Here is a 25,175-nt window from a genome sequence, read left to right as displayed (position 1 = left end):
TGACGGCGTGGCTCATCGAGCAGCGGTGTACAGACCGACAGGTAGTGCACTCGCGAGACAGCGTACAGAGAACGCACCGACGCTCAGCTGCACTACCGGTCGGCCCGACACTTCCTGTCCAGCTGCACGCCGCCACCCCAGCCGAACCCGAACCACGGGGGCGTTCCGCCAGAGGTCACCGATCGGGTTCGTTCTCCTCGACCCGCACGTCCTCGCGCCTGAGCGCCTCGCGCAAGCCGTGGCGCCGGTGGTCAGTTGGCGAGGAAGCTGCCTACTAGGTCCAGGCCGGCTTTCTGCCAGCCATCGGCGGTGAGTTTGGCACCGAACATCGAGAAGCGCTTGGCGCCCAGGACGTCGAGGACGTACTTGTTGCCGCTGAACACGACCTCGCCGTCCGGCACCTCGGCGCCCGAGTTCTTCACGATGCCGGTGCTCTGGGTACCGCCGGTCATCTCGATCGTGTTGCCGGTGATGCTGATGTCGCGCAGCAGGTACGTGCCCCACGGGCCGGTGCCGCGGGTCCGCGACTGGATCGCGATGCCGTTGACGTTGCCCTTGACCACGTTGCCGCGGACGGTGACGCCGGACGACGTGTTGATGTTGATCCCGCCGCCGTCCCACAGCGACGTACCCGAACCGCGCCCGGTGCCGAAGCCGTTGTTGGTGATCGTGTTGTTCTCGATCGTCCCGTTCCGGCTGATCTCGTAGCGGATCCCGTCGGCGGAGTTGCCGATGATCTGGTTGGAGCTGATCACCCGGCCGTCGTCGGCGACGTCGGCCCACATCCCCACGCCTCGGTTGGCCTTGATCAGGTTGCCGCTGACGGTGCCGGAGGAGCGGGTCGACTTGATCCCGCCGGACTCCCAGTCGGCGATCCAGAAGCCGTCGGTGTTGTTCGAGCTGATCACGTTCCGCGTCACCGTCGCGTCGGCCGAGCTGTACTGCCCGAGGCCGAGCTGGCCGTTGTCGCGGATCAGGTTCTTCTCGACCTTGGTGTTGTTGGCCTTGACCAGCATCACGCCGACGGCGTGGTTCCAGCGTACGTCGTTCGCCGTCACCTTCCAGCCCGGCCCGGAGACCAGGGCGCCGGCCTGCGGCGCGCTGGCGAAGTGCTCGATGGTGAGCCCGCGGACCTCGACACCAGTCGACCCGGACTCGATCGCGGTCGACGTCTTCGACATCTCGACCGAGTGACCGGCGGGGTCGTCGCCGAGGTAGATCGCGTTCGCGCCGTAGTCGGCGTAGAACGTGCCCGGCGCGACCTTGGAGGTGTTGCCGACCCGGGTCAGATGCGCGCCGTCGAGGAACAACTGCTCACGCAGGTGGCAGATGTTCGAGACGTTGTCCTCACACTGCCCACTCGCCCCATACGCCGCCGGCAGCGCGCCACGCACCACCCACGCCGAGCCGGACTTGGTCCAGCCGGTCAGCGGGACGGATCCGGTCAGTACGGCGCGAGCCGCGCTGGCCAGCGTCATGTTCGCCTTCGGCCGGATCGTGTCGGAGATCCGGTGCAGACCGGCCGCGAAGCAGAACGTCGTCCCGGCGGGCTTGGCGTTGACGATCGACTGAGCGTCGTCACCAGGCTTGATCACCACGCCGCTGCAGGGACCGGCGAAGGCCGGACCGGCGTCGCCCTCGTCCGCCGTGGGGACCGTCGGGCCGGTGGGGGAGGCCGGCTCGGTGGACGGCGGCTTGCTGGGCTGCGCCGTGGGCTTCGTCGACGGCGGCTTGGTAGTGGCCGTCGGCGCCGACGTCGCCGGGTGGGTGGCCTTCGGCTTGGGTGCGCGGTGTGAGGGGAGCACACCGGAAGCCGCTGTGTCGCGCACCTGACGAGACTTGGCGGCGGTGGTCGCCTTGTTCTCGTTGGCGATCACCGGGAGCGCGATCGTAACGACTGACAGCGCAGCAGCGATAAGCGCTGCGAACCACAACTTCCTCAATGCACCCTCCGGGGTTGCGGTCCCTGAAACCAGGTGTAGCCACCGCGAGACTTAAGGTAGTGCCATGCGGGTCGCCATGTTGCACAACCGTTACCGGACCGGTCAACCCAGTGGCGAGAACACCGTGGTCGCGCAAACGGTTGATTTGTTGCGTAACTCAGGACATGAGGTCGACCTGTACGCCCGGAACAGCGACGATATCGCCGCGATGAGCCGAAAAGATCGCACTCTGTTACCGTTCCGCTCCGTCTGGTCATTTTCGGCCGAACGCGATTTAACACTTCTATTGCAGGAAAATCGGCCCGATGTCGTGCACGTGCACAACACGTTCCCGCTGTTCAGTCCCTCGGTGCTGCGAGCCGCGTACCGGCTGGGCCTTCCGGTGGTGGCGACGCTGCACAACTTCCGGCTGATGTGCGCCAACGCAGTCCTGCAGCGTGACGGCAAGCCGTGCGAGTCCTGTGTCGGCAAGCTTCCGTGGGCCGGTGTGGTGCACAGCTGCTATCGCGAGTCGCGGGTGCAGACGTTGCCCCTGGCCACGAGCATCGGCGTCCACAACACCCTGCGCACCTGGCAGCGGTACGTCACGACTCTCGTCGCGCCGTCGGAGTTCGTCCGCGACCGGTACGTCGCCGGTGGCTTCGATCCCGAGCTGTTCGTGGTGAAGCCGCATGCCGTCCCGCACTCCGGGCAGGTTCGCAGCGGTGCCGGCGATGCGGTCGTCTTCCTCGGCCGCCTGGAGGACGACAAGGGTTTCGCGGATCTCCTGCAGGCGTGGGATTCCTCGCTCGGGAAGCTGATCGTCGTCGGCGACGGCACGCTCCGCGCCGAGGCGGAGCAGCGCGCTCGGCACGACCTGTCGATTCAGGTACTTGGTCAACTTCCCTGGGCCGACAGCATGGAAGTACTGCGGTCCGCGCGCGCCGCCGTCGTACCGGCGCGTTCGTATGAGAGCTTCGGTCTCGTGGTGGTGGAGGCGTTCGCGCACGGGGTGCCGGTGGTCGCATCCCGGCTGGGAGCGCTGGCGGAGTTGGTGGACGACGGTGAGACCGGCGCGCTGACCGAGCCCGGTGACCCGGAAGGGCTGCGCAAGGCCCTGGGGTTGGTGACCGATCCCCGGACTTCGGTAGCCTTCGGCGAACGAGCCCGACAGGTCTATCTCAACCGCTTCACCCCGGAGCGCGACCTCGAGGCCACGGAGAGGATCTACACCGATGCGATCGCGCGGCACGCCGACGGCGGGCGGACGCGTCGGGGGCGCCGGGCTGACCGTGACTGACCGGTATAGTGCCGCTGACGCGGGGGGACGCGTCGTACCGGGCCGTCGAGGCTCATCGAGAGACGGCTCCTGCCCGGAGCCACTGGGGGATCAGAGTTTGTCGCGGATCGGATTTCTGGCTGGAGTCTTCGACCTGTTCCACGTCGGGCATCTCGACGTGCTCGGACGGGCCGGGCGGGCCTGTGACCGGCTGGTCGTGGGTGTACTGACCGACGAGTGGGCGATGGACGCGTGGGGTGCGCGGCCGTTCGTGCCGTTGCCGGAGCGCATCCAGATCATCGAGCACCTGCGCTGCGTCGACGAGGTGGTTGTGGTCGACGGCGTACGGTCCGACTGGCTGACCGGCGTAGTAGGAGTACAGACCGTGTTCGCTGCGAGTGGTACCGACGGCGTGCTCGGCGTGGACGAACTCGACGGGATACCGGGCGAGCTGGTCAGCGTCCTGCCGGCCGGTCGCGGATCCCGCAGCCCGATCCTGCGCGCCGCCATCGATCAGCGGCAGTCGCGCAGTTCCGTCGCATGACCGCCCTGGGTGAGGTCGTCGGTCAGCTCTCCCGGGCCCAGAAGCCGTCAGCCGGGACACCGGCGTACTCGCGCTTCGTCAACCGGCGGATCGGCCGGGTCTTCGCGGCCGCGGCGTTCCTCGGCCGGCGTACGCCGAACCAGGTGAGCCTCGCGTCCGGCTTCTGCTCACTGATCGGCATCGTGCTGGTCGCGACGGTCCGGCCGTCGCTCGGCCTAGCGTTGATCGTGACCGCGCTGCTGGTGCTCGGCTACGGCCTCGACTCCGCGGACGGCCAGTTGGCCCGGCTGCGCGGTGGCGGATCGCCGCTGGGCGAGTGGCTGGATCACATGATCGACGCGGTCAAGATCGTCCTGCTGCACAGCGCGGTACTCATCTCGTTCTACCGCTTCGATGCCTTCAGCAACGAGTCGCTGCTGCTGATCCCGCTCGGCTACGTCTGCATGTCGTCGGTGCTGTTCTTCGGGCTGATCCTGATCGATCAGCTGCGCCGGCGCCACGGTGTAACGCAGCAGTCCAACCAGCGCGGCGACTCGGTGGTCAAGTCGTTGCTCATCGCACCGACCGACTACGGCGTCCTCTGCCTGGTGTTCCTGGCCTTCGGCACCCCGTCGCTGTTCATCGTGCTGTACGGCGCCCTGCTCGCGGCCAACCTGGTGTTCCTGGCGGCTGCGATCGCCAAGTGGTACCGGGAGATGGCCACCCTGCAGCCGGGGGTGGGCTGATGGGGATCGTCGGCTACGCGCCCGGTGTGTACGACATGTTCCACATCGGCCACCTGAACATCCTGCGCCGGGCCCGGGAGCACTGCGACCACCTGATCGCCGGTGTGGTCGAGGACGACGTGGTCGCGCGGATCAAGGGCCGGCCGCCGGTCGTGCCGCACGACGAGCGGATGGAGGTCGTCCGGGCGATCGGCCTGGTCGACGAGGTGGTCAGCGACTGGTCCAGCGACAAGTTCGAGATGTGGAAGCAACTCCGGTACGACGTCTTGTTCAAGGGCGACGACTGGAAGGGCACGGAGAAGGGGACCCGGCTGGAGCGGCTGCTCGGTGAGGTCGGTGCGTCGGTGCACTACTTCCCGTACACCGCGTCCACCTCGAGCACGGATCTGCGCAGGTTGCTGGAGGGGATGGGCTGATGCCGACCCGGCCGAAGGTCCTGCTCAGCGCGTACGCGTGCCGGCCCAAGGGCGGGTCGGAGCCGGGTGCCGGCTGGGCCTGGGCGAAGGCCGCGGCGCGGGACCACGACGTCTGGCTGCTCACCCGGGGCAAGTTCGCCCACGAGATCGCCGAGGAGCTCGCGATCCGGCCGGTTCCGGCGCTGACCGTCGTACCGCTGGAGTTGCCGAAGTGGGTCCTGCGGCTGCGTCGCCGCCCGTCCGACGTGTACTGGTACTACCCGCTGTGGCAGGGCCTGGCCCGGCGTACCGCGCGACGGTTGCATGCGGAGCACTCGTTCGACGTCATCCACCACCTGACGTTCGCGGTCGACTGGATGCAGGCCGGCGTCGTCGAGGAGTCGTCCGCGAGGGTGATCTGGGGACCGGTCGGTGGTTCGACGACCGCGCCGCTGTCGATGGCGCACTGGCTCGGGCCGCGTGGAGTGGTGGCCGAGCTGGTACGGCGTACCTACACCGGCATCCGGCGTCGCCTCACCGGCCGGAAGCTGGCCCAGAAGGCCGACCTGATGGTTGCCCAGAACAAGGATGTGGCCGAGGCCTTCCGCCCGTACGCGCGCGAGATCGTGGTGCAGCCGAACGTCGCGATCCGGCGGTTCACCGCGTCCGGGCCGTACGAACCGTTCGGTGCGCCCGGGGTGAAGACCGCGCTGTTCGTCGGCCGGCTGATCCCGTGGAAAGGCGTGTTGCTCGGGATCAGCGCGCTGGCGCGTCCCGAGGCGGCGAACTGGGAGCTGCGGATCATCGGCGACGGTCCGGACTGGGGACGCGCCGAGCACCTGGCGGAGGAACTGGGCGTCCGCGACCGGGTCGAGTTCATGGGTCAGCTACCGCGCGAGGACGTACTGGCAGCAATGTTCCGCGCCGACGCCTTGCTCGCACCCGCCCTCCGCGAGGCCGCCGGCTGGGCCGTCACCGAGGCGTTGGCGTCCGGGTGCCCCGTGGTCTGCGTCGACCGCGGCGGCCCCGCAGTGATCGTCGGCCCAGAAGATGGCGCCGTCGTCTCTTGGCGCGGTGACGTGGTCGGCGAGCTCGCCAAGGGCCTTGCGTCCCTCCACGGCCGCATCACTCCGGTCGACCGCTGGGGCCCGGACCGCCTCCCGGACCTTCTCGCCAAGTGGTACGCCCCGGCCCGCGTTTCGTCTTAGTCCTGGGCGGTCTTACCCGGGAGGGCGAGCATGCGGTCGAGGGCCAGCTTGGCGTACTTCTCGGTGTCGGCATCGACCGTGATCGGGTTGACCACGTGGCCGGCGACCAGGTTCTCCAGCGCCCAGACGAAGTGCGGCAGGTCGATCCGGTTCATCGTCGCGCAGTAGCAGACCGTCTTGTCCAGGAACACGATGTTCTTGTCGGTGTGCTGCTTGGCCAACCGCTGCACCAGGTTGAGCTCGGTGCCGACCGCCCACGACGTACCGGGCTCGGCCGTCTCGAGGGTCTGGATGATGTACTCCGTCGAGCCGACCAGGTCGGCCTTCAACACGACGTCGTGTTGACACTCCGGGTGCACGATCACGTTGACGCCGGGGACGCGCGCCCGTACGTCGTCGACCGATGCGGCGGTGAACCGGCCGTGCACCGAGCAGTGCCCGCGCCACAGGATCATCTTCGCCGCGGCCAGTTGCTCACGGGTCAGCCCGCCACCCGGCTTGTGCGGGTCGTACACCACGCACTCGTCCAGCGAGATGCCCATCTTCAGTACGGCGGTGTTCCGCCCGAGGTGCTGGTCGGGCAGGAACAGCACCTTCTCACCTTGCTCGAACGCCCACTCGAGCGCGGTGTCAGCGTTGCTCGACGTACAGACCGCTCCGCCGTTGCGGCCGCAGAACGCCTTGATGTCGGCGCTGGAGTTCATGTAGGTGACCGGCACGGTCACGTCCGCGACACCAGCGTCCGCGAGCGCGTCCCAGGCCGCCTCGACCTGCTGGATCCGGGCCATGTCCGCCATCGAGCAGCCGGCCGCGAGGTCCGGCAGGATCACGGTCTGCTGGTCGTTGGTGAGGATGTCGGCGGACTCGGCCATGAAGTGCACGCCGCAGAACACGATGTACGGCGCGTCCGGCCGGGCCGCGGCGTCGCGGGCGAGCTTGAACGAGTCACCGGTGACGTCCGCGAACTGGATCACCTCGTCGCGCTGGTAGTGGTGCCCGAGCACGAACACCTGGTCGCCGAGGGCCGCCTTGGCCTTCAGCGCGCGCTCGACCAGGTCCGGGTCGGAGGCGGGAGGAAGGGCTCCGGGGCACTCGACCCCGCGCTCGGAGTGGGGGTCGGTGCTCTGGCCCAGGAACAGCAGCGGGAGGGACTTCGGGCCGTCCGCGATCGTCGTCACGTCAAACATCGTGCCATGCCGCGTGCCCCTCGCCGCGTGGTGCACATCACTGCCCGGACTGTGAAATCGGTACTCTCCGGTTGTGAAGATCGCAGGCCTCGTCCTCGCCGCCGGTGCCGGCCGCAGGATGGGCACACCCAAGGCGCTGGTCCGCGACCCCGACGGCCTGGCGTGGGTGGTCCGCACCGCCCGCCTCCTGGCCGATTCCGGCTGTGCTCCGGTCCTGGTCGTCATCGGCGCCGCGGCCGACCAGGTCCGAGCGGTCCTGGTTGACGAGCCCGTCCAGGTGGTCGAGGCAACGAATTGGGATGAAGGGATGGGCGCCTCCCTCCGGGCGGGGTTGAAGGCGTCACCGCAGGATGTCGACGGAGTGGTCGTCGTACCGGTCGACGTCCCAGGCCTCACAGCAGCCGCGGTACGCCGGGTCACGGGGAACCGCTCGGCGTTGGTACGAGCGGTGTACGACGGCCAGCCCGGGCACCCGGTGTTCCTGGGCCGGGACCACTGGGACGGGATCATCGCAACTGCGCAGGGGGACAGCGGGGCTCGGGAGTATCTGCGCAAACATCAAGTAGAAAAGGCTGAATGTGCGGATGTCGCAGAGGGTGCCGACGTTGACACAGTGCATCAATTGCCGGACGGACATCATCCCGGCTGAGCCTTGGCAACGGCGTCGCCGCTGCGAGATGCTGAAAAGATGAACTTGTTCGGTTCCGCGGGAGAGCTTGCCGAGCGGCTGCGCGGAACCGGATATCTGGCCGGCGACGGCCTGGCCACGGTCGGGTACCTGGCGCTCGCCCTGCACCGGCCGTTGCTGCTCGAAGGCGAGCCCGGCACTGGCAAGACCTCCCTGGCCGCGGCGATCGCCGAAGCCCTCGACCTGCAGCTGATCCGGCTGCAGTGCTATGAAGGCATCGATGCGACCCAGGCGCTCTACGACTGGGACTTCCCCCGCCAGATCCTGCACCTGCGCACGGTCGAGGCGACCAGCTCGGACCCGGCCGTCGAAGAGGTCGAGAAGTCGCTGTTCGACGAGCGTTTCCTGCTCGCCCGCCCGGTGCTGCGCGCGCTCCGCGAGAGCCCGGCGGTGCTGCTGGTCGACGAGATCGACCGCGCGGACGACGAGTTCGAGGCGTTCCTGCTCGAGGTCCTGTCGACGTACGAGGTCACCATCCCCGAACTCGGCACGATCACCGCCGAGACCCCGCCGATCGTCGTACTCACCTCGAACCGCACCCGCGAGGTCCACGACGCACTGAAGCGCCGGTGCCTGTACCACTGGATCGACCACCCGGGCCTGGCCCGCGAGGTCGAGATCGTCCGCACCCGGCTGCCGGAGGTCTCGCACCGGCTGGCCGAGCAGGTGGCGCGCTCCGTGCAGCGGATGCGTGAGCTGGATCTGCTCAAGCCGCCCGGGGTGGCCGAGACGCTCGACTGGGCTCGCGCACTCGATGCCCTCGGCACCGAGATCCTCGACGTGGAGACCGCGGCGGCGACGTTGGGTGCCGTGCTCAAGTACCGCGAGGACACCGACCGGGTGCGCGAATCACTAGACCGATTACTGGCGAGCTGAGGACAGATGGCCGCACCAGATCTCGCGTTGGCCGGCTTCGCGTCGGCGCTCCGGCACGCGGGACTGGCAGTCACGTCCGATCGGGTGCACCTTTTCCTCCAAGCGGTCGCCGCGCTCGACGCGGGCGTCACCGCGGATGTCTACTGGGCCGGCCGCGCCGCGCTGTGCACGGGACCCGACGACACCGCCCGGTACGACGAGGTGTTCGCCGCCTGGTTCTCCGGAGAACGGTCGAACGGCGCGGCCCGGCGTACGACGGCGCAGTCCTCGGTGCAGGCCGCCCTCGAGGTGGACGACAGTGCGGGAAGCCAGGACGGCGACCAGTCGTCGAACGCCTCCGCGAGTACGACGGAAGTCCTCCGGCACCGCGACGTCGCCGAACTGTCCGCGAGTGATCGGGCCCACCTGAACCGACTGTTCGGGTCGCTGCGTCCCCGGATCCCGGTACGTCGTACTGTCCGGCGACGTCCATCGCATCGCGGCGACATCGATCCACGGCGGACGCTCCGGGCCCAGCTCCGGCAGGTCGGCGAGCCCGCTCGCGTCCACTACCGCCGCCGCGGCACCCGACCGCGCCGGGTCGTCGTACTGGTCGATGTCTCCGGTTCGATGCGCCCGTACGCCGACAGCCTGTTGCGGCTCGCGCACACGGTGGTCCAGCGGGCTCCACGGTCGGTGGAGGTGTTCACGATCGGGACTCGGTTGACCCGGGTGACTCCGGCGTTGCGCCGAGGCGATGCGGAGTCCGCGCTGCGGTCGGCGGGGAGCGTCGTACCGGACTGGTCGGGTGGCACCCGGCTCGGTGAAGTGCTCAAGGTGTTTCTCGACCGGTGGGGCCAGCGAGGGATGGCGCGCCGGTCGATCGTGGTCGTGTGCAGCGACGGTTGGGAACGCGGCGACACCACGTTGCTCGGTGCACAGGTGCAGCGGCTGGCTGCGCTGGCGCATCGGGTGGTCTGGCTGAATCCGCATCGCGGCAAGCCCGGATACCTACCGGTGCAGACCGGGATCGTTGCGGTGCTCCCGTATCTGGACGAACTCGTCGCGGGACACAGCCTGGCCAGTTTTGCTGATCTCCTGGAGGTGGTTGCCGATGCGTGATGTGCTCGAGCGATTGATGGAGTGGTGGCGCGCGGGCGAGTCGGTTGCCGTGGGCACTGTTGTCGCGACGTTCTCGTCGGCGCCGCGGTCGCCGGGTGCGGCGATGCTGGTCGGGCCCGAGGGCGAGGCGGTCGGCAGCGTGTCGGGAGGGTGTGTCGAGGGCGCGGTGTACCAGTTGGGCGAGGAGATCCTCGAGTCCGGCGAGTCGATGCTGCAGCGGTACGGCGTGAGCGACGAGTCGGCGTTCGCCGTCGGGCTCACCTGTGGCGGGATCATCGACATCTTCGTCGAGCGGGTCGATCGCTCGTCGTACCCCGAGCTGGGAGAGGTGGCGGCCGACGTCGAGGCCGGGCGGCCGGTGGCGGTGGCGACCGTGATCGCGCATCCCGATCCGGCAAGGGTCGGTCGCCGGATGGTGGTGCGCCCGGTCGGTCAGCCGATCGCGGGGACGCTCGGGTCGTCGCGGGCCGACGACGCGGTGGCCGACGACGCGCGCGGGCTGTTGGCGAGCGGGCGGACGGAGACGTTGGAGTACGGGCCGGAGGGGCAGCGGCGCGGCGAGGGGATGCGGGTGTTCGTGTCGTCGCACGCGCCGGTGCCGCGGCTGTTGGTGTTCGGTGCGATCGACTTCGCCGCGGCGGTGGCGAAGCTCGGATCGTTCCTGGGGTATCGGGTGACGGTGTGCGATGCGCGGGCGGTGTTCGCGACGGCCTCGCGGTTCCCGTCGGCCGACGAGGTGATTGTCGACTGGCCGCATCGCTACCTGAAGGCCGAGGCCGAGGCCGGGCGGATCGACGGACGGACCGTCATCTGTGTGCTGACCCACGACCCGAAGTTCGACGTACCGCTGCTGGAGGTGGCGTTGCGGTTGCCGCCGCTGGCCTACATCGGGGCGATGGGTTCGCGGCGGACTCACGACGACCGCGTGAAGCGGCTGCTCGAGGCGGGACTGACCGAGGAGGAACTGGCCAGGCTGGCGAGCCCGATCGGTCTCGACCTCGGCGGGCGGACGCCCGAGGAGACCGCGGTCAGCATCGCCGCCGAGATCATCGCCCTGCGCTGGGGTGGTGCCGGCGACCGGCTGTCGACGGTGCCAGGACCGATTCACCATTGAACATCTCTTGTGGTGGACATCACAGGAGAGCAGGATCGGACGGACGACTTTGCTCACTTCTGGAGGCGGGGCGATGACCCGGATCACGGTGAAGGTCGACGGAAGCAGCTTCACGGACGAAGTGGAGCCGCGCACGCTGCTCGTGCATTATCTGCGCGAGCAACTGGGGAAGACAGGGACCGTGGTCGGCTGTGACACCGGCAACTGCGGAGCCTGCACGGTTCACCTGGACGGCCGGAGTGTGAAGTCCTGCTCGGTGTTCGCGGTCCAGGCCGACGGGCACGAGGTGACGACGATCGAGGGTCTCGCGGCCAACGGGCAGTTGCATCCGATGCAGCAGGCCTTCCATGAGAACCACGCGTTGCAGTGCGGCTACTGCACGCCAGGAATGATCATGCAGTCCATCGATCTGCTGGCCGACAATCCGGACCCGTCCGAGGACGACGTCCGGCTCGGGCTCGAAGGCAACCTCTGCCGGTGCACCGGCTACCAGAACATCGTCAAGGCCGTCCGCGCCGCCGCCGCTGCGGGAGGTGCGCAATGACGACCACCGAGGCACGCCCGGCCGCAGAGGTCGGCAGCCCACGCTGGCGCAAGGAGGACGCCCGCCTCGTCACCGGCCGGACGCGCTGGACCGACAACATCGTGCTTCCGGGCATGTTGCACCTGGCAATGGTGCGCAGCCCGTTCGCGCATGCGCGGATCACCGCGATCGACACCGAGGCCGCCCGGGCCGCGACCGGGGTGGTCGCCGTAGTGACCGGGGCCGACATCGCCGACGAGCAGGGCGCGTTGCCGAACGCCTGGGCGATCGTGCCGGAGCAGAAGGCACCGGTGCACCCGTCGATGGCGGTCGACCACGTCGCGTTCGCGGGCGAGATCGTTGCCATGGTCGTGGCCCGGAACGCGGCCGAGGCGAACGACGCCGCCGATCTGATCGACGTCGACTATGAGGAGCTGCCGCCGGTCCTCGACCTGCGCCAGGCCGCGACCGACGCGTCGCTCGCGCACCCGGACCTGGGCACCAACGTGTCGGCGGTGTGGTCGTTCGACTCGGCCTCGGCCGGCACCGGTGGCGACGTCGAGGCCGCGATCGCGGCCGCCCGCGACGGCGGCATCGTGATCGAGAAGGAGATCCGCCAGCAGCGGCTCATCCCGGCGTTCATGGAACCGCGGTCGATTGTCGTCGATCCGACGCCCGAACAGATGACGGTGTGGTCGTCGACCCAGGTACCGCACTTCGTCAAGATCTTCATCGCACTCGTGCTCGGCATCCCGGAGAGCAAGATCCGGGTGATCGCGCCGGACGTCGGCGGCGGGTTCGGCGGCAAGCTTCAGTTCACTCCCGAGGAAGTGCTCACCGTCATCGCGGCCCGGTGGACCGGGAAGCCCTGTAAATACAGCGAATCCCGGTCGGAGTCGCTGATGGCCGGCCACCACGGCCGGGACCAGTGGCAGAAGCTGACGCTGGCCGCGACCAATGACGGCGACGTGACCGGTCTCAAGGTCGAATTGCTGGCCGACATGGGTGCCTACCTCGGCCTGGTCACGTCGGCGATCCCGTTGCTCGGCGCCTTCATGTACAACGGCATCTACAAGTTCCCGTCGTACCACCTGAAGTGCACGAACGTCTTCACGAACAAGACCTGGACCGATGCCTATCGCGGCGCGGGCCGGCCGGAGGCGACGTTCGCGGTCGAGCGGCTGATGGACGAACTGGCCGCGAAGGTCGGGGCCGACCCGCTGGCGATCCGGGAGCGGAACTGGATCAAGCACGAGGAGTTCCCGTTCGCGACGGTGGCCGGGCTGAAGTACGACTCCGGCAACTACGAGGCCGCGACCGCGAAGGCCCGCGAACTCTTCCGGTACGACGAGTTGCGCGCCGAACAGCTGAAACGGCGCGAGTCCGGTGACCCGGTCCAGCTCGGCATCGGCGTCTCGACGTACACCGAGATGTGCGGGCTGGCGCCGTCGCGGTGGCTCGGCTCGATGGGGTACGTCGGTGGTGGCTGGGAGCACGCGTCGATCCGGATGCTGCCGACCGGCAAGGTCGAGGTCATCACCGGGACGAGCCCGCACGGGCAGGGACACGAGACCGCGTGGAGCCAGATCGTGGCCGACCGGCTCGGCGTCGGCTTCGAGGACATCGAAGTACTGCACGGTGACACGCAGGTCGCGCCGCGCGGCCTGGACACCTACGGCTCGCGGTCGCTGGCGGTCGGTGGGATGGCGGTGCTCGCCGCGGCCGACCGGGTGATCGAGAAGGCCAAGCCGATCGCGGCGCAGTTGCTGGAGGCAAATGTCGACGACCTCGAGTTCGCGGGCGGCCGGTACGGCGTCCGCGGGACCGAGTCGGGGATGACGATGGCCGAGCTCGCGTTCGCGGTCTTCCAGGGGCACAAGCTCGACGGCTCCGCGGAAGGTTGCCTGGACGCCGACGCGACGCTGGATCCGGAGGACTTCTCCTTCCCGCACGGTACGCATCTGTGTGCGGTCGAGGTCGACACCGAGACCGGTGCCACCACGATCCGGTCGTACGTGAGCGTCGACGATGTCGGGGTTGTCGTCAATCCGATGATCGTCGAGGGTCAGGTCCACGGCGGTCTGGCGCAGGGCATCGCGCAGGCGCTCTTCGAGGAGGCCGTGCACGACGAGACCGGCACGCTGGTGAGCGGGTCCTTCGTCGAGTACCTGGTCCCGTCGTCGGCCGACCTGCCGTCGTTCACCACCGCCCGGACCGAGACCCCGTCGACGACGAACCAGCTCGGCGTGAAGGGAGTCGGCGAGGCAGGCACGATCGCCTCGACGCCTGCTGTCGTCAATGCGATTGTCGACGCCGTCCGCCACCTCGGCGTGTCGGACGTGCCGATGCCCTGTACGCCGTACCGGGTCTGGAAGGCGTTGCAGGAAGGGGCGCGGTCATGATCCCGGCAGCTTTCGAGTACTTCACGCCGTCGACGGTCGACGAGGCAGTCGCGCTGCTGCGCGAGCAGCCCGACGCGAAGGTGCTGGCCGGTGGCCAGAGCCTGATGCCGGTCCTGCGGCTACGCCTCGCGGCACCCGAGACGATTGTCGACATCGGGCGGATCGACGAACTGCAGGGCGTTCGCGACGACGGCGACGCGCTGGTGATCGGTGCGATGACCCCGCACAGCACGGTGCAGACCGATCCGCTGGTCGCAGAGCACGCCCGGCTGGTGTCGTTGGCGACGGCAACGATCGCCGATCCGCAGGTGCGGCACCGCGGTACGTTCGGCGGTTCGCTGGCGCATGCCGACCCGGCCGGCGATCTGCCCGCTGTCGCGGTTGCCCTCGACGCGTCGTTCGTGATCGCCGGCCCGGACGGCCGACGTACCGAGGCCGCTGCCGACTTCTTCCAGGGCGTGTTCAGTACGACGCTCGCCGAGGACGAACTGCTGGTCGAGGTGCGGGTGCCGAAGTACACCGGTTGGGGCGCGCACTACGAGAAGTTCAACCGGGTCGCGCAGCAATGGTCGATCGTGGCCGTGGCGGCCGCGGTTCGGCTGGACGGGGACTCGATCGCGGAGGCGCGGGTCGGGCTCACCAACATGGGCTCGACTCCGATCCGGGCGAGCGCGGTCGAGGCCGCGCTGGTCGGCCGGCCCGCGACCCCGGAGGCCGTGCGCGAGGCCGCGGCCCGGGCGGCCGACGGGACGTCTCCGGTCTCCGACCTCAATGGTGATGCCGACTATCGGCGGCATCTCGCGTCGGTGCTGACGCGGCGTGCGGTGCTCGCGGCGGCGGGGACCGGATGAAGCTCGAGCACAAGTTCGTCGTACCGGCTCCCGTCGACGAGGCGTGGGTCGCGTTCAACGACCTCGGAAGGGTGGTGCCGTGTTTCCCCGGCGCCACCCTGACGTCGGCCGAGGGTGACGAGTTCACCGGCTCCTGCAAGGTGAAGCTGGGGCCGGTGTCACTCCTGTACTCCGGCAACGGCACGTTCGTCGAGCGCGACGAGTCCGACCATCACGCCGTGATCGAGGCCAGGGGCAAGGACCGCCGAGGCAACGGCACGGCCAGCGTCCGGGTAGTCGCCCGCCTGACCGCGGCCGACGCCACGTCGACCCAGGTCACCGTGGACACCGACCTGACCATCACCGGCCGCCCCGCCCAATTCGGCCGAGGCCTCATCCAAGAAGTCTCCGACCGCCTCCTCGACCAATTCACCACCTGCCTGACCACAACCCTCCAAACCCCCACCACCCGCACAACCCCGTCCGCGCCCACCCCTTCCAGCACCCGCACAACCCCGTCGGCGCCCACCCCTTCCACCACCTCCGCGACTCCGGCGGCGTCCGCTCCCTCCACCGAACCCACTGCCCAGGCCGGCCCAGCCCAGCCCGCAGGCCCGGCCCAGCCCGCCGGCCCGGCCCAGCCGGCAGGCCCGGCCCAGCCCGGGGACCCAGCGCGTGCTGCCCGCGTGGATCAACCCGCGGACTCAGCCGAGCCGGCAGGCCCAGCGCGCGCCGCCGGCGCGGGTCAGCCCGCTGACCCATCAGCACCTACCTCGGACCTCGGCACATCGTCCGCGTCCGCTTCCGGTGCGGCTTCCGAGCCGCCGGCGCTCAACCTGGCGGCGACCATGCTGCCGGTGCTGGCCCGCCGCGTCCGGCCCTACCTCATCGGGGCAGTCGTGGCTCTCGTCCTCAGGCGCCTGCTCCGCCGCTGACTGGTCACGGCTGCTCAGGCGTGGGTGGGCCGCCGGGTGGCCACTCGACCAGCTCGATGCGGTAGCCGTCGGGGTCTGTCACCCACGACGTCTTCGGACCGTCCTGACCTCCTGGCAACTCGACAGCGCCAGGCTCGAGACCAGCAGCGGTCAGCCGGTCGACGGTTGCGCTGAGCGACTCGACCTCGATCGCGAAGTGTGCGAACCCGCCCAGGACAACCGGCCCGTCGGCCGGGCGGTGCACCAGCTCGAGCGACACCGCCGGCTCGTCGGGCAGTTTCAGCCAGACCAGGCTGGACCCGTCCTCGAACGGCACCGTAGTGAGCTCGGTGTAGCCAACAGTCCGGTAGAAGGCGAGCGAGCGCTCGAGGTCACTCACGCGCAACGCGAAGAGGATTGTCTTCATGTTGACGATCCAACTGACGGCGCCCGCGCACGTCAACGCGGCCCGTGGGAGAGGATGTCGGCATGCGAGTGCTGATTGCGCCGGACAAGTTCGCGGGCACGCTGACGGCCGTCGAGGCGGCCGCGGCGATCGAGGAAGGGTGGCGGCGGCGGGATCCGCAGGCCGAGGTGCTGGTCGCACCGATGGCCGACGGCGGCCCCGGGTTCATCGACGTGCTGTCCGCCGTCGTCGGCGGGACGCTCCTGTCCGTCACCGTCCGCGGCCCGCTGGGCGTCGACACCCCGGCGACCGTGCTGCTCGCGGGCGAAACGGCGTACGTCGAGACTGCGCAGGCGTGCGGCCTGCACCTGGTGGAGCCGAAGCAACGCCGGCCCGAGGACGCGACGACATACGGCGTGGGTCAGCTGATCGCGGCCGCAGTGGAGGCCGGTGCGAAGCGGATCATCCTCGGACTCGGCGGTTCCGGGACGAACGACGCGGGCGCCGGACTGCTGGCGGCGCTCGGTGCAACCGCGACCGGAGGCCGCCTGGACGCCGGTGCCACCGGGCTCGCGGAGCTGACCGCCGTCGACCTGGAGCCGGCCCGGGAGCGGATGGCCGGGATCGAGTTCGTCGCGGCGAGTGACGTCGAGAACCCGATGCTCGGGCTGCGCGGCGCGACCAACATCTTCGGCACCCAGAAGGGCATCACCGACGAACGCAAGCCGGCGGTTGACGGCTGGCTGACCAGGTTCGCCGAGCTGGCCGGGCGCAAGACCGCCGACCAGAAGGGAGCGGGCGCCGCCGGTGGTCTCGGCTACGCGCTGCTACTCCTCGGCGCCGAGCGCATCTCCGGCATCGACCTGGTCGCCGACCTGACCGGCCTGAAGGAGAAGGCGTCGAGGGTCGACCTGGTGCTGAGTGGTGAGGGCGCGTTCGACTTCCAGTCCCGCGACGGCAAGGTGATCGCCGGCGTCGCGAAGGTCGCGAACGACGCCATGCGCCCGTGCGTGGTCCTGGCCGGCAAGGTCCAGATCGGCTCCCGCGAGATGCGCACGATGGGTGTCGAGTCGGCGTACTCGCTGGTCGACGCGGTGGGGGAGGAGCGCGCCTTCGCCGACCCGCACGGCTCCCTGGCGGCGGTTGCGGAGCGTGTCGCCCGGACCTGGGCCCGCTGATCACCCTGCGACCGGGGTTGTTGATCCTGGAAATTGGTGTGCGACCATGGGAATGGTTCCGGATCGGCGCTTGTTGGTTCGGAATGACAGCGGACTTTCCGCGCACGGCTGCCTGCCCACACAGCAGCCGGGCGCTCACGAGATGACTGGAGTCAGGAATGACTGAAGCGCAGACCGAGCAGACCGTCGCCACGGGTGTTCTCCTCACCGACGGGGCCGCCGCCAAGGTGAAGGCGCTGCTCGAGCAGGAAGGCCGCGACGACCTCGCGCTGCGGGTCGCCGTGCAGCCGGGTGGCTGCTCCGGGCTGCGGTACCAGCTGTTCTTCGACGAGCGTCAGCTCGACGGTGACGTGGTGGCCGACTTCGGCGGCGTGAACGTGGTGACGGACCGGATGAGCGCGCCGTACCTGAAGGGCGCCTCGATCGACTTCGTCGACACGATCGAGAAGCAGGGCTTTACGATCGACAACCCGAACGCCACCGGCTCCTGCGCCTGCGGCGACTCGTTCAACTGAGCCTCCTCGAAGCCCCCGGCACCTGTTGGTGCCGGGGGCTTCGTCGTGTCCGGACCCGCTCCGGCGGCCGTACGCCGACGTCCCGCCCCACAGGTACTCCAGCCCGAGGAACAACGCCCCCAACCGCAGCCGATCCTCAGGTGCGGACGGCTCCTCGACGGACCGCAGTACGTCGTCCGCCAGCCAGCCTGACCCGCCATCCGGGGTAGCCACCCGGGTGTACCCGTCGGCGTGCTCGGTCGACGCCAGGACGGTCGCGAACGAGAGCTCGCCCAGCGGCGCGCCCGCGCCCGGCTCAGCGAGCAGCGTCGCGGTCGGGACCGTGATCGCGACGGGTGCGGTCGCGCTGCTGGGCAGCTCACCCAGGTGGCTCGACGGCACCCAGCCCGGGTACCCGAGCTCGTCGTTGGACGACGGCTGCCAGGGTGCCAGGATCTCCGACCAGCCGTCCCGCTCCGAGCGGACCAGGACAGGTTCGGCGAACAGCAATTGGGTCAGGGTCCGGCCGTGCAGGCCGAGCCGGGTCTCGGTGTCCATGGACTTCGCCCACGCGGCGACATCGGGCTGGGCGGCGACGGCCGCGGCATCGATGTCACGGGGCGCATCCGGCGCGGTCCAGACGGTACTGACCGGGACTTTGGCGGCGACTAGCTTCATACGGTCAAGCCTGTCACGCCGAGGCCAGGAGCCGCAGGCAGGTGGATCAGCGCGCCGTCGTACCGGATCCCGCCGGTCACCGGCGGCTGCTTCAGCCACCAGGCCGCGTCGAGGTCGTTGACCGCCGACGTCGGGTAGGCCGACACCAGCGCCGCCGCCGCGCCGACGCCGACGTGGCTCTCCATCATCGAGCCGACGATCGTCCGGATCCCGTGCTCGCGGGCCAGTTCCAGCAGGGTCCGGGCCGGCCCGAGTCCGCCGCACTTGGCCAGCTTCACGTTCACCATGTCCGCGGCGCCGTACCGGATCACGTTGACCAGGTCGCGTACGCCGTACACCGACTCGTCGGCGAGGATCGGCGTACGGACCCGGTCGGTCACCCACGCCATGCCCTCGAGGTCGGCGGCAACGACCGGCTGCTCGACGAGTTCGAGGTCGCAGCCCGCGTCCTCCATCGCCCGGATGGCGGTGACCGCGTCGCGCCGGGACCAGCCCTGGTTGGCGTCCAGCCGCAGCGTCGGTTCCGGGCCGATCGCCTCGCGAACCCGCCGGACCCGCTCGACGTCGGCGCGGGCGTCGGTGCCGACCTTGACCTTCAGTACGTCGAAACCGTCCACGAGCCGGGCCTGTGCCGCTGCCGCGAGCGCATCGGGATCGCCGACGGACAGCGTCATGTCAGTGCGCACGATGTCGACGGTCGAGCCGAGGAAACCGTGCAGCGTCTGCCCGCGACGCCGCGCGGCCAGGTCGTGCAGCGCGACGTCGACCGCGCCCTTCGCGCCGAAGTTGCCGGCCACGGCGTTCTGCACGCGGCGCAAGGCCTCCGTGAGGTCGTCCGGGCCGAGACCGTCCAGGGCCGCGGTGATCGGTCCCTCGACGCAGGCCTGCGACCCGGCCAGCGAATCGCCGGTCACCTTCCACACCTGCGGAGCCTCGCCCCAGCCGCTGAGCTCGCCGTCGCTCACCTCGACGAGCAGCGAGTCCGCGTGCGTCGCAGTCCGCAGTGCCGTGATGAAGGGCGTGTGCAGCGGCGCGGAGACCAGATGCGTGCTGACCTTCATCGGACCCCTCCGAGGTCGCGCCGGTGGTTCCACGCCTCGAGCGCGATGTTCGCGATCAGCTTCTGCGCATCCGCGTCGGCCAGGTCGGACGTCGTACACACGACCAGCACGAACGGTTCGGCGTCGGGTGGGCGGACGATGCCGCCGTCGTGCCGGATCCGGCTGTCCCAGCCGTTCTTGTGCTCGACCCGGGTCCCGGCCGGCAGCAGGGCAGGGATCTCGCCGTTCCACTGGTTGCCGGCCAGCAGGTCGCGCAGATAGGTGCCCGAGGCGCCCTGCTGATTGCCGACAGCAACCAGTACGCCGGCCAGCCCCGCCGGGCTCATCAGGTTGCTGATGCCGGCCCGCACGCCCGGCCCGTCGTCGATCCCGCGCCGGATCGCGCTGTCTCCGGGGCCGTATTCCGCGAGCACCGCGTGGGCGGCATCGATCCCGACCTGCTCCAGCACGAGGTCCGTCGCGAGGTTGCTGGACCGGGTGATCATCTCGGTCGCCAGCCACCCGAGCGGCACCTGCTCACCCAGCTTCGTCCAGGTCGCCGGCGCCTCGTCCTCGTCCGGGTCCACCCCGAACCGCCCGCCGGCCGCGGACGCGAAGTCGTTGTGCACGGTCACCGGCTGGTCAAGCGCCAGCTCACCCGCCTCGACCTTGCGCATCATCGCCATCGCCACCGGGAGTTTCATCGTGCTCGCGGAGTAGTGCGTCCGCTCCGCCAGATGCTCGAACACCGGTACGCCGTCCAGCCGCCCCAGCCACACCCCGAAGGCGCCGCTCCCGTCGACGTCCCGGAGCAGTTCCGCGATTCCCATGCCGATCACCCAACCACACCTCCACCTGGCAGACTGCCAAGGGTGTTGAGTACCCCGTGGTGGAGATCCTTCGGCGCTTCCGGCGCCCAGGCACGCACCTCGCGGCACTTGAGGTTCGTCCACGATGGAACCGCATCGAGGACGCCCCTCAAGCACCGCGATGCACGCACCTGGACACCGCAATCACTCGAAGCCTCTCCACCACGGGGTACTAGGGCATTCGGTCTCCTCCTCGGCTTTGCGGCCGACCGTGTTCTTGGTGATCCCCGCCGCTTCCATCCGGTGGCCGGCTTCGGGCAGGCCGCGTCGCGCGTGGAGTCCCGCTGGTACGCCGATTCCCGCGCGGCCGGTACGGCGTACACGGTCGCCCTGGTCGGTGCGACGGCAGCCGCCGGAGTTGTGCTCGAGCGGCTGACCCGGAATCGTCCGATCGTTCACACGCTCGTCACGGCGGCCGCGACGTGGACGGTGCTCGGCGCCCGCAGTCTGGAGCGCGAGGCCGAGGTGATGGCCGGGCTGCTCGAGGAGAAGGACATCCCGGCGGCCCGCGACCGGCTCAGCCACCTGTGTGCGCGAGACGCGACCAGCCTGGAAGCCGACGAGCTTGCCCGCGCGACCGTGGAGTCGATCGCCGAGAACACCTCCGACGCGTGCGTCGCTCCGCTGCTCTGGGGCGGGGTGCTCGGCGTACCCGGGCTGCTCGCCTACCGCGCCGCCAACACTCTGGACGCGATGGTCGGCTACAAGTCCGCGAAGTACCTCAACTTCGGCTGGGCGTCCGCGCGGCTGGACGACGTACTCAACCTGCTGCCTGCTCGCGTGTGCGCCTTGCTGACCGGACTCGCCGCCGGCCGGCCCGGACAGACCATCCAGGTCTGGCAGCGGGATGCGCGGAAGCACCCGAGCCCGAACGCCGGGCCGGTCGAGGCCGCGTTCGCCGGTGCCCTCGATCTGACCCTCGGCGGCACGAACAGTTACGGGTCGTACCAGGAGGACCGAGGCACACTGGGCGACGGACCCACACCGGCGGTTGCGGACGTACGACGTACCGCGGCGCTGGCCAGGCGTGTCGGTGTGGCTGCCGCCGGGGTCGCCGCGATCCTGGCCGTCGCCGGCCGGAAGGGAACACGATGGGGTTGAGTCACCGCCCGATGCGGATCGCACTGATCCGGCACGGCGAGTCCGAGGCGAACCTGGACAAGTCGATCTTCGAGCGAGTACCCGACCACGCGATCCCGCTCACGCCGCACGGGCACGAGCAGTCGGCCAAGGCGGGCAAGTACCTGCGGGAGCTGTTCGAGAACGAGCCGGCCCGCGTGTATGTCTCGCCGTACGTGCGGGCCTTGCAGACGCTGGACTCACTCGGGCTGGACGACCTGATCGGTGAGCCCCGGGAGGAGCCGCGGCTGCGGGAGCAGGACTGGGCCAACTACCAGGACACCGCGGACATCGAGCAGCAGGAGGTGCTGCGGGACCGGTTCGGACACTTCTTCTACCGGTTCACCCACGGTGAGTCGGGGTCGGACGTGTACGACCGGGTGTCGACGTTCCTGGAGACGATGCATCGCGACTTCGAGTCCCCGGACGCGCCGCGGAACGTGTTGCTGGTGTCGCACGGGCTGACCATGCGGCTGTTCTGTATGCGCTGGTTCCACTGGTCGGTCAAGTTCTTCGAGACGCTGCGGAACCCGGACAATGCCGAAACACGGGTCCTGCTGCGGCAGCCGGATTTCCGGTACAAGCTGGACCGGCCGTTCGAGCAGTGGACGACGTACGAACCGACGGAACGGGAGCGATCGGCCTGGCTGTGAGGCGGCAGCCGACAGGTTCACCCGCGCACGGCGGCGAGGATGAACAACGCCGCGAGCAGCATCGCCGCCACCCCGGTCACCATCAGCAGCAGTGCGAGGCCGATGGTGAACGCCCGACTCACCGGCCCGGGATGCTCCGGATCGTCACCGCGCCGACGAAGGATCCACCAGGGGTGGATGCGCTTGGTCCACGCCCACCGCACAACTGCGAAGCCCGGCGGGCCGATGACGGCTGCGAACGGAAGCGTGATCGCCTTGTACGGGTCCGCAGTGACCAGGTACAGAACGAACAGGAAGACCAGGTAGACGGCCAGCATCACGCCAGGCCTGCTCAGGGAGCCCACCACGACAGAGACAACGCCGCGAGCCCCTGACTGTCCAGACACCAGCGCAGCGTACGACGGCGTCGGGTCCTACGTGTCGCGACCGGGACGAGGTGGTGGTCGTAGGCTGGGCGAGGCATTCTGGTCGACGGAACGGGAGCATCGGCATGGTTGTGGAGCAGACCCGGGAAGCGGTTCTCGAACTCTTGGCGAGCCTGTCGCCGGCGCAGCTGGACAAGATCAAGGCGGCGTTCGACACCCCGGACCACAAGCAGTGGACCTACCTGCCGGGTGCGGTACCGGGCCTTCCGCTGACGGAGCTGACTCCGGCCCAGCAGCAGTTGGTGGAGCGGCTCGTCGCGATCGGGTGCAGTGAGCGCGGTGCGGCAGACGCCTGGGCGGTGTGGGACGCGGAGATCATCGTGCGCGGGATCCCGGCGCTGCCGGCGAGCGGCGAGTGGGAGGGATCCGTCGTCGGCGACCGGTACTTCCTGCGGGTGCTGGGCGATCCGGCCGGGACGGAGCCGTGGGCCTGGCGGCTGAACGGGCACCACCTGGCCTTGCACGTGACGCTCGTGGACGGGGCGATCTCGTTCACCCCGCAGTTCCTCGGGTCGAACCCGGCCGAGGTCCGGTCCGGGCCGCAGGCCGGCCGGCGTTTCCTCGCCGCCGAGCAGGACCTGGGCTTCCAGCTCCTGCACGCGCTCGAGCCGGCCCAGCGGGAGGTGGCCGTCGTCTCGCCGGAGGCACCCGACGACATCCTGACCCGGCACGACCCGGTCGCCGACGCCAGGCTTCTCCACCAGGGCCTCGCGTACGGCGACATGACCGCGGAACAACGGCAGTTGTTCAGCCTCCTCATCGGCCAGTACGTCGGACGGGCCGCCGGACCGATCGGGTTGCAGACCTGGCAGGACATCACCGACCAGGGCATCGAGCGCCTGACCTTCGCCTGGGCCGGCGCGACCGACCCTGGCGTCGGCCACCGCCACTACTACTCGATCGCCGGCCCGACGTTCCTGGCCGAGTACGACAACACCCAGGACGACGCCAACCACATCCACTCCGTCTGGCGAGACCTCCGCAACGATTGGGGCACCGACCTCCTCGCCGCCCACTACGCCATGCACCGCTGAGGTCAGCGCCGTTGGAACTCGTGGTTCGCGGTCCAGGACGCCGCCTGGTGGCCGAGCTTGTTTCCGTCGTCCATCGCCTGCCGGAAATGCAGCCCCAGCCAGATCCGCGCGTTCTTGGTCTCGGCGTCCAGTGCCGCGGCGGTGCGGAATTGACGAGTCGTCCCCGTCACGGTCGACGAGACGGTCAGGTTGATTGAATGCGCTCCGAACAGGCGGCTGAAGGTCTCGGACGTGGCCCCGCTGGCGCAGGCATGCCCGCTGACATAGTCCGGGTACGGCGGTGTCGCGACCAGCGGTGTCCAGGTCGGATCGGGCTTCGTCGCGCGGTTGCCGTCGGTGTCCGCCAGCCGGATCGCCGTGATCGGCCGCCAGTAGGCGTAGTCGTACTTGGCCCGCCAGCACGCGACCAACGCATCGGCCGTACTGGTGCCGAGGAGTGCGAAGGCACGTGCGCTCTTCACGATGTCCAGCCCGCGCTTGGTGACCTGATCTCGCAGTGCTGCCTGGTACTGCGCGACCGCGTTCGCGTTCCAGAACAACGCGGTCTGGGTCTGCGCGGGCGTCCGGTCGGAATCGTCTCCGGCTGCGCCCATCGCCTTCACCTCGGCGAAATCGCGCGCGTACGCCTTCGACGTGATCGGGTCTGGACCGGGCAACCGCACCTGCGTCGGTGACTTGAGAGCGAGCGGCTCAACGAACCCGAGCCACGGCACGAGCATCGGCGCGAACGCATCCGGAGTCGGACGCCACACGCCCGGTGCCGGTGTGACGTCGAGGGTCACCGCCGCGCCCCGCCCGTCGTTGAGTCGCGCCTCGATCAGGGATGCGGCGGCGGTATCGCCAACCTGCTGCCCACGGGTCTTCGCCGAGCCGTCCGGGATGTTGCTGAGTGATCCGGCGTAGTCCGCCGCGAGTTTCTGCGCGGACGCCGGGAAGTAGTAGCTCAGCACCCGGTACGCCGCCGTCACTGCCGCGGCCTCCGTCGACGCCTTGGCTCGGACGGGAGGCTGTTTCAGATACGGCCGATACCGTCCTTCGATCGCCACCACCGCGTCGTACACGGCGATGGAGACGAAGCCGAAGTACAGGCCCGAGGACGGAATCGGAGTGGCGTTCTCGGCGAAGACGGTCCGCTCGGCGATCGCATTCCAGGTGGTGATCACGGCGGGATCGGCGTGCTTGGTGCCGGTCGCGAGACTCGGTGGGACGGCAACGGCCGAGGTGGCGAGGCCGGCCACGACGACCGCGCTCACGAACGCAGAGTGGTGGAAGCGCACAGGAATCCCCTTCAGTAGAAGTCGAGTGACTTGTGCTGAAGCAGCGTTGTGCGCGATGCCGGAGGAGGCCAGCGGACAAGCCCGATCATTCCGGCCTAGCACCGTCGAGCCGGACGGGTCAAGAACTCGCCGCGCTCCTTCGGAAATCAAGCGTCCGATAGAGTCTCGGCGTCAAGCGATGGCAACTGCAGGAACCCGGTGTGAGTCCGGGACGGTCCCGCCACTGTGACCCAGCGCCGTAGTCAGGCGCAGGGGAGTCAGGAACTGCCGCTGTCGCACCTCCGGACGGGGCGT

At 69.5% G+C, this 25,175-nt stretch carries 25 protein-coding genes and 1 riboswitch; of the genes, 18 read left to right on the top strand and 7 right to left on the bottom strand.

Features of this window, described 5'->3' with window-relative positions:
- Positions 1–251: 251 nt before the first annotated feature.
- Positions 252–1,877, bottom strand: coding sequence for a right-handed parallel beta-helix repeat-containing protein (locus tag AB0I34_RS05875; RefSeq protein WP_360440051.1), 1,626 nt, complete (start codon positions 1,875–1,877; stop codon positions 252–254).
- Between the two features lie 130 nt (positions 1,878–2,007).
- Between AB0I34_RS05875 and AB0I34_RS05870 the strand changes: the two genes are divergently transcribed.
- The 5 genes from AB0I34_RS05870 (at position 2,008) to AB0I34_RS05850 (ending at position 6,073) form a co-directional block, all read left to right on the top strand.
- Entirely contained in the window at positions 2,008–3,222 is a 1,215-nt protein-coding gene (locus AB0I34_RS05870; RefSeq protein WP_360440048.1) for a glycosyltransferase family 4 protein, read from the top strand.
- A 97-nt stretch (positions 3,223–3,319) separates the two neighbouring features.
- The gene (locus AB0I34_RS05865) at positions 3,320–3,745 is read left to right on the top strand and encodes an adenylyltransferase/cytidyltransferase family protein (RefSeq protein WP_360440045.1); all 426 of its coding nucleotides are present in this window, start codon (positions 3,320–3,322) and stop codon (positions 3,743–3,745) included.
- Positions 3,742–4,470, top strand: a complete 729-nt coding sequence (locus AB0I34_RS05860; RefSeq protein ID WP_360440042.1) for a CDP-alcohol phosphatidyltransferase family protein — start codon at positions 3,742–3,744, stop codon at positions 4,468–4,470. Before AB0I34_RS05865 ends, AB0I34_RS05860 begins: the two co-directional genes overlap by 4 nt.
- A complete protein-coding gene (locus tag AB0I34_RS05855; protein ID WP_131350933.1) occupies positions 4,470–4,886 on the top strand; it encodes an adenylyltransferase/cytidyltransferase family protein in 417 nt (138 codons plus the stop codon). Before AB0I34_RS05860 ends, AB0I34_RS05855 begins: the two co-directional genes overlap by 1 nt.
- On the top strand, positions 4,886–6,073 hold the full coding sequence (locus AB0I34_RS05850; RefSeq protein ID WP_360440039.1) for a glycosyltransferase family 4 protein: 1,188 nt from the start codon (positions 4,886–4,888) through the stop codon (positions 6,071–6,073). Before AB0I34_RS05855 ends, AB0I34_RS05850 begins: the two co-directional genes overlap by 1 nt.
- Here the strand turns inward: AB0I34_RS05850 and nadA are convergent.
- Positions 6,070–7,251, bottom strand: coding sequence for a quinolinate synthase NadA (gene nadA / locus AB0I34_RS05845; protein WP_360440036.1), 1,182 nt, complete (start codon positions 7,249–7,251; stop codon positions 6,070–6,072). The genes AB0I34_RS05850 and nadA overlap by 4 nt on opposite strands.
- An 82-nt stretch (positions 7,252–7,333) precedes the next feature.
- Here nadA and AB0I34_RS05840 point away from each other — a divergent pair, with 82 nt between their 5' ends.
- The 8 genes from AB0I34_RS05840 (at position 7,334) to AB0I34_RS05805 (ending at position 15,729) form a co-directional block, all read left to right on the top strand.
- Positions 7,334–7,909 carry a nucleotidyltransferase family protein gene (locus AB0I34_RS05840; protein ID WP_360440034.1) on the top strand — a complete coding sequence of 192 codons (576 nt, stop codon included), beginning with the start codon at positions 7,334–7,336 and terminating at the stop codon, positions 7,907–7,909.
- Between the two features lie 39 nt (positions 7,910–7,948).
- Entirely contained in the window at positions 7,949–8,824 is an 876-nt protein-coding gene (locus AB0I34_RS05835) for a MoxR family ATPase (protein WP_360440031.1), read from the top strand.
- 6 nt (positions 8,825–8,830) lie between these two features.
- Positions 8,831–9,925 (top strand): VWA domain-containing protein, encoded by a 1,095-nt coding sequence (locus tag AB0I34_RS05830; RefSeq protein WP_360440028.1) that lies wholly within the window; start codon positions 8,831–8,833, stop codon positions 9,923–9,925.
- Positions 9,918–11,039, top strand: coding sequence for an XdhC/CoxI family protein (locus tag AB0I34_RS05825; RefSeq protein WP_360440025.1), 1,122 nt, complete (start codon positions 9,918–9,920; stop codon positions 11,037–11,039). Before AB0I34_RS05830 ends, AB0I34_RS05825 begins: the two co-directional genes overlap by 8 nt.
- A gap of 73 nt (positions 11,040–11,112) precedes the next feature.
- Positions 11,113–11,583 (top strand): (2Fe-2S)-binding protein, encoded by a 471-nt coding sequence (locus tag AB0I34_RS05820; RefSeq protein WP_360440022.1) that lies wholly within the window; start codon positions 11,113–11,115, stop codon positions 11,581–11,583.
- A complete protein-coding gene (locus AB0I34_RS05815; protein ID WP_360440019.1) occupies positions 11,580–13,964 on the top strand; it encodes a xanthine dehydrogenase family protein molybdopterin-binding subunit in 2,385 nt (794 codons plus the stop codon). Before AB0I34_RS05820 ends, AB0I34_RS05815 begins: the two co-directional genes overlap by 4 nt.
- Positions 13,961–14,815, top strand: a complete 855-nt coding sequence (locus tag AB0I34_RS05810; RefSeq protein WP_360440016.1) for a xanthine dehydrogenase family protein subunit M — start codon at positions 13,961–13,963, stop codon at positions 14,813–14,815. Before AB0I34_RS05815 ends, AB0I34_RS05810 begins: the two co-directional genes overlap by 4 nt.
- The gene (locus AB0I34_RS05805) at positions 14,812–15,729 is read left to right on the top strand and encodes an SRPBCC domain-containing protein (protein ID WP_360440013.1); all 918 of its coding nucleotides are present in this window, start codon (positions 14,812–14,814) and stop codon (positions 15,727–15,729) included. Before AB0I34_RS05810 ends, AB0I34_RS05805 begins: the two co-directional genes overlap by 4 nt.
- A 4-nt stretch (positions 15,730–15,733) precedes the next feature.
- Here AB0I34_RS05805 and AB0I34_RS05800 read toward each other — a convergent pair whose 3' ends face one another.
- Positions 15,734–16,135, bottom strand: a complete 402-nt coding sequence (locus AB0I34_RS05800; RefSeq protein WP_360440010.1) for a VOC family protein — start codon at positions 16,133–16,135, stop codon at positions 15,734–15,736.
- Positions 16,136–16,197: 62 nt separating this feature from the next.
- On the opposite strand from AB0I34_RS05800, the gene AB0I34_RS05795 reads away from it, so the two are divergent.
- Both AB0I34_RS05795 and AB0I34_RS05790 read left to right on the top strand, forming a co-directional pair.
- Complete coding sequence (locus AB0I34_RS05795) at positions 16,198–17,292, top strand: glycerate kinase (RefSeq protein ID WP_360440007.1); 1,095 nt, start codon at positions 16,198–16,200, stop codon at positions 17,290–17,292.
- 158 nt (positions 17,293–17,450) lie between these two features.
- Positions 17,451–17,807 (top strand): iron-sulfur cluster assembly accessory protein, encoded by a 357-nt coding sequence (locus AB0I34_RS05790; protein WP_131514720.1) that lies wholly within the window; start codon positions 17,451–17,453, stop codon positions 17,805–17,807.
- Positions 17,808–18,460: 653 nt separating this feature from the next.
- On the opposite strand, the gene AB0I34_RS05785 is transcribed toward AB0I34_RS05790, so the two are convergent.
- Entirely contained in the window at positions 18,461–19,525 is a 1,065-nt protein-coding gene (locus AB0I34_RS05785) for a dipeptide epimerase (protein ID WP_360440004.1), read from the bottom strand.
- Positions 19,522–20,334, bottom strand: a complete 813-nt coding sequence (locus AB0I34_RS05780) for a serine hydrolase (RefSeq protein ID WP_360440001.1) — start codon at positions 20,332–20,334, stop codon at positions 19,522–19,524. The genes AB0I34_RS05785 and AB0I34_RS05780 overlap by 4 nt, the downstream gene beginning before the upstream one ends.
- On the opposite strand from AB0I34_RS05780, the gene AB0I34_RS05775 reads away from it, so the two are divergent.
- Positions 20,242–21,474 carry a cobalamin biosynthesis protein gene (locus tag AB0I34_RS05775; protein ID WP_360439998.1) on the top strand — a complete coding sequence of 411 codons (1,233 nt, stop codon included), beginning with the start codon at positions 20,242–20,244 and terminating at the stop codon, positions 21,472–21,474. The two genes, AB0I34_RS05780 and AB0I34_RS05775, sit on opposite strands and share 93 nt — an antisense overlap.
- An 11-nt stretch (positions 21,475–21,485) precedes the next feature.
- A complete protein-coding gene (locus AB0I34_RS05770; protein WP_360439995.1) occupies positions 21,486–22,145 on the top strand; it encodes a histidine phosphatase family protein in 660 nt (219 codons plus the stop codon).
- A gap of 17 nt (positions 22,146–22,162) precedes the next feature.
- Here AB0I34_RS05770 and AB0I34_RS05765 read toward each other — a convergent pair whose 3' ends face one another.
- Positions 22,163–22,531 (bottom strand): hypothetical protein, encoded by a 369-nt coding sequence (locus AB0I34_RS05765; protein ID WP_360439992.1) that lies wholly within the window; start codon positions 22,529–22,531, stop codon positions 22,163–22,165.
- A gap of 104 nt (positions 22,532–22,635) precedes the next feature.
- Here AB0I34_RS05765 and AB0I34_RS05760 point away from each other — a divergent pair, with 104 nt between their 5' ends.
- Complete coding sequence (locus AB0I34_RS05760; protein ID WP_360439989.1) at positions 22,636–23,604, top strand: DUF3500 domain-containing protein; 969 nt, start codon at positions 22,636–22,638, stop codon at positions 23,602–23,604.
- A gap of 2 nt (positions 23,605–23,606) precedes the next feature.
- Here the strand turns inward: AB0I34_RS05760 and AB0I34_RS05755 are convergent, their stop codons facing one another.
- Entirely contained in the window at positions 23,607–24,857 is a 1,251-nt protein-coding gene (locus tag AB0I34_RS05755) for a vanadium-dependent haloperoxidase (protein ID WP_360439986.1), read from the bottom strand.
- A 173-nt stretch (positions 24,858–25,030) separates the two neighbouring features.
- A riboswitch (cobalamin riboswitch) is annotated at positions 25,031–25,168 on the top strand.
- Positions 25,169–25,175 lie beyond the last annotated feature (7 nt).

The organism is Kribbella sp. NPDC050281, from assembly GCF_040655855.1.
Taxonomy (GTDB): domain Bacteria; phylum Actinomycetota; class Actinomycetes; order Propionibacteriales; family Kribbellaceae; genus Kribbella.
Note: the sequence above shows the minus strand (reverse complement) of the source record. Positions and strands in the feature narration are given on the sequence as shown.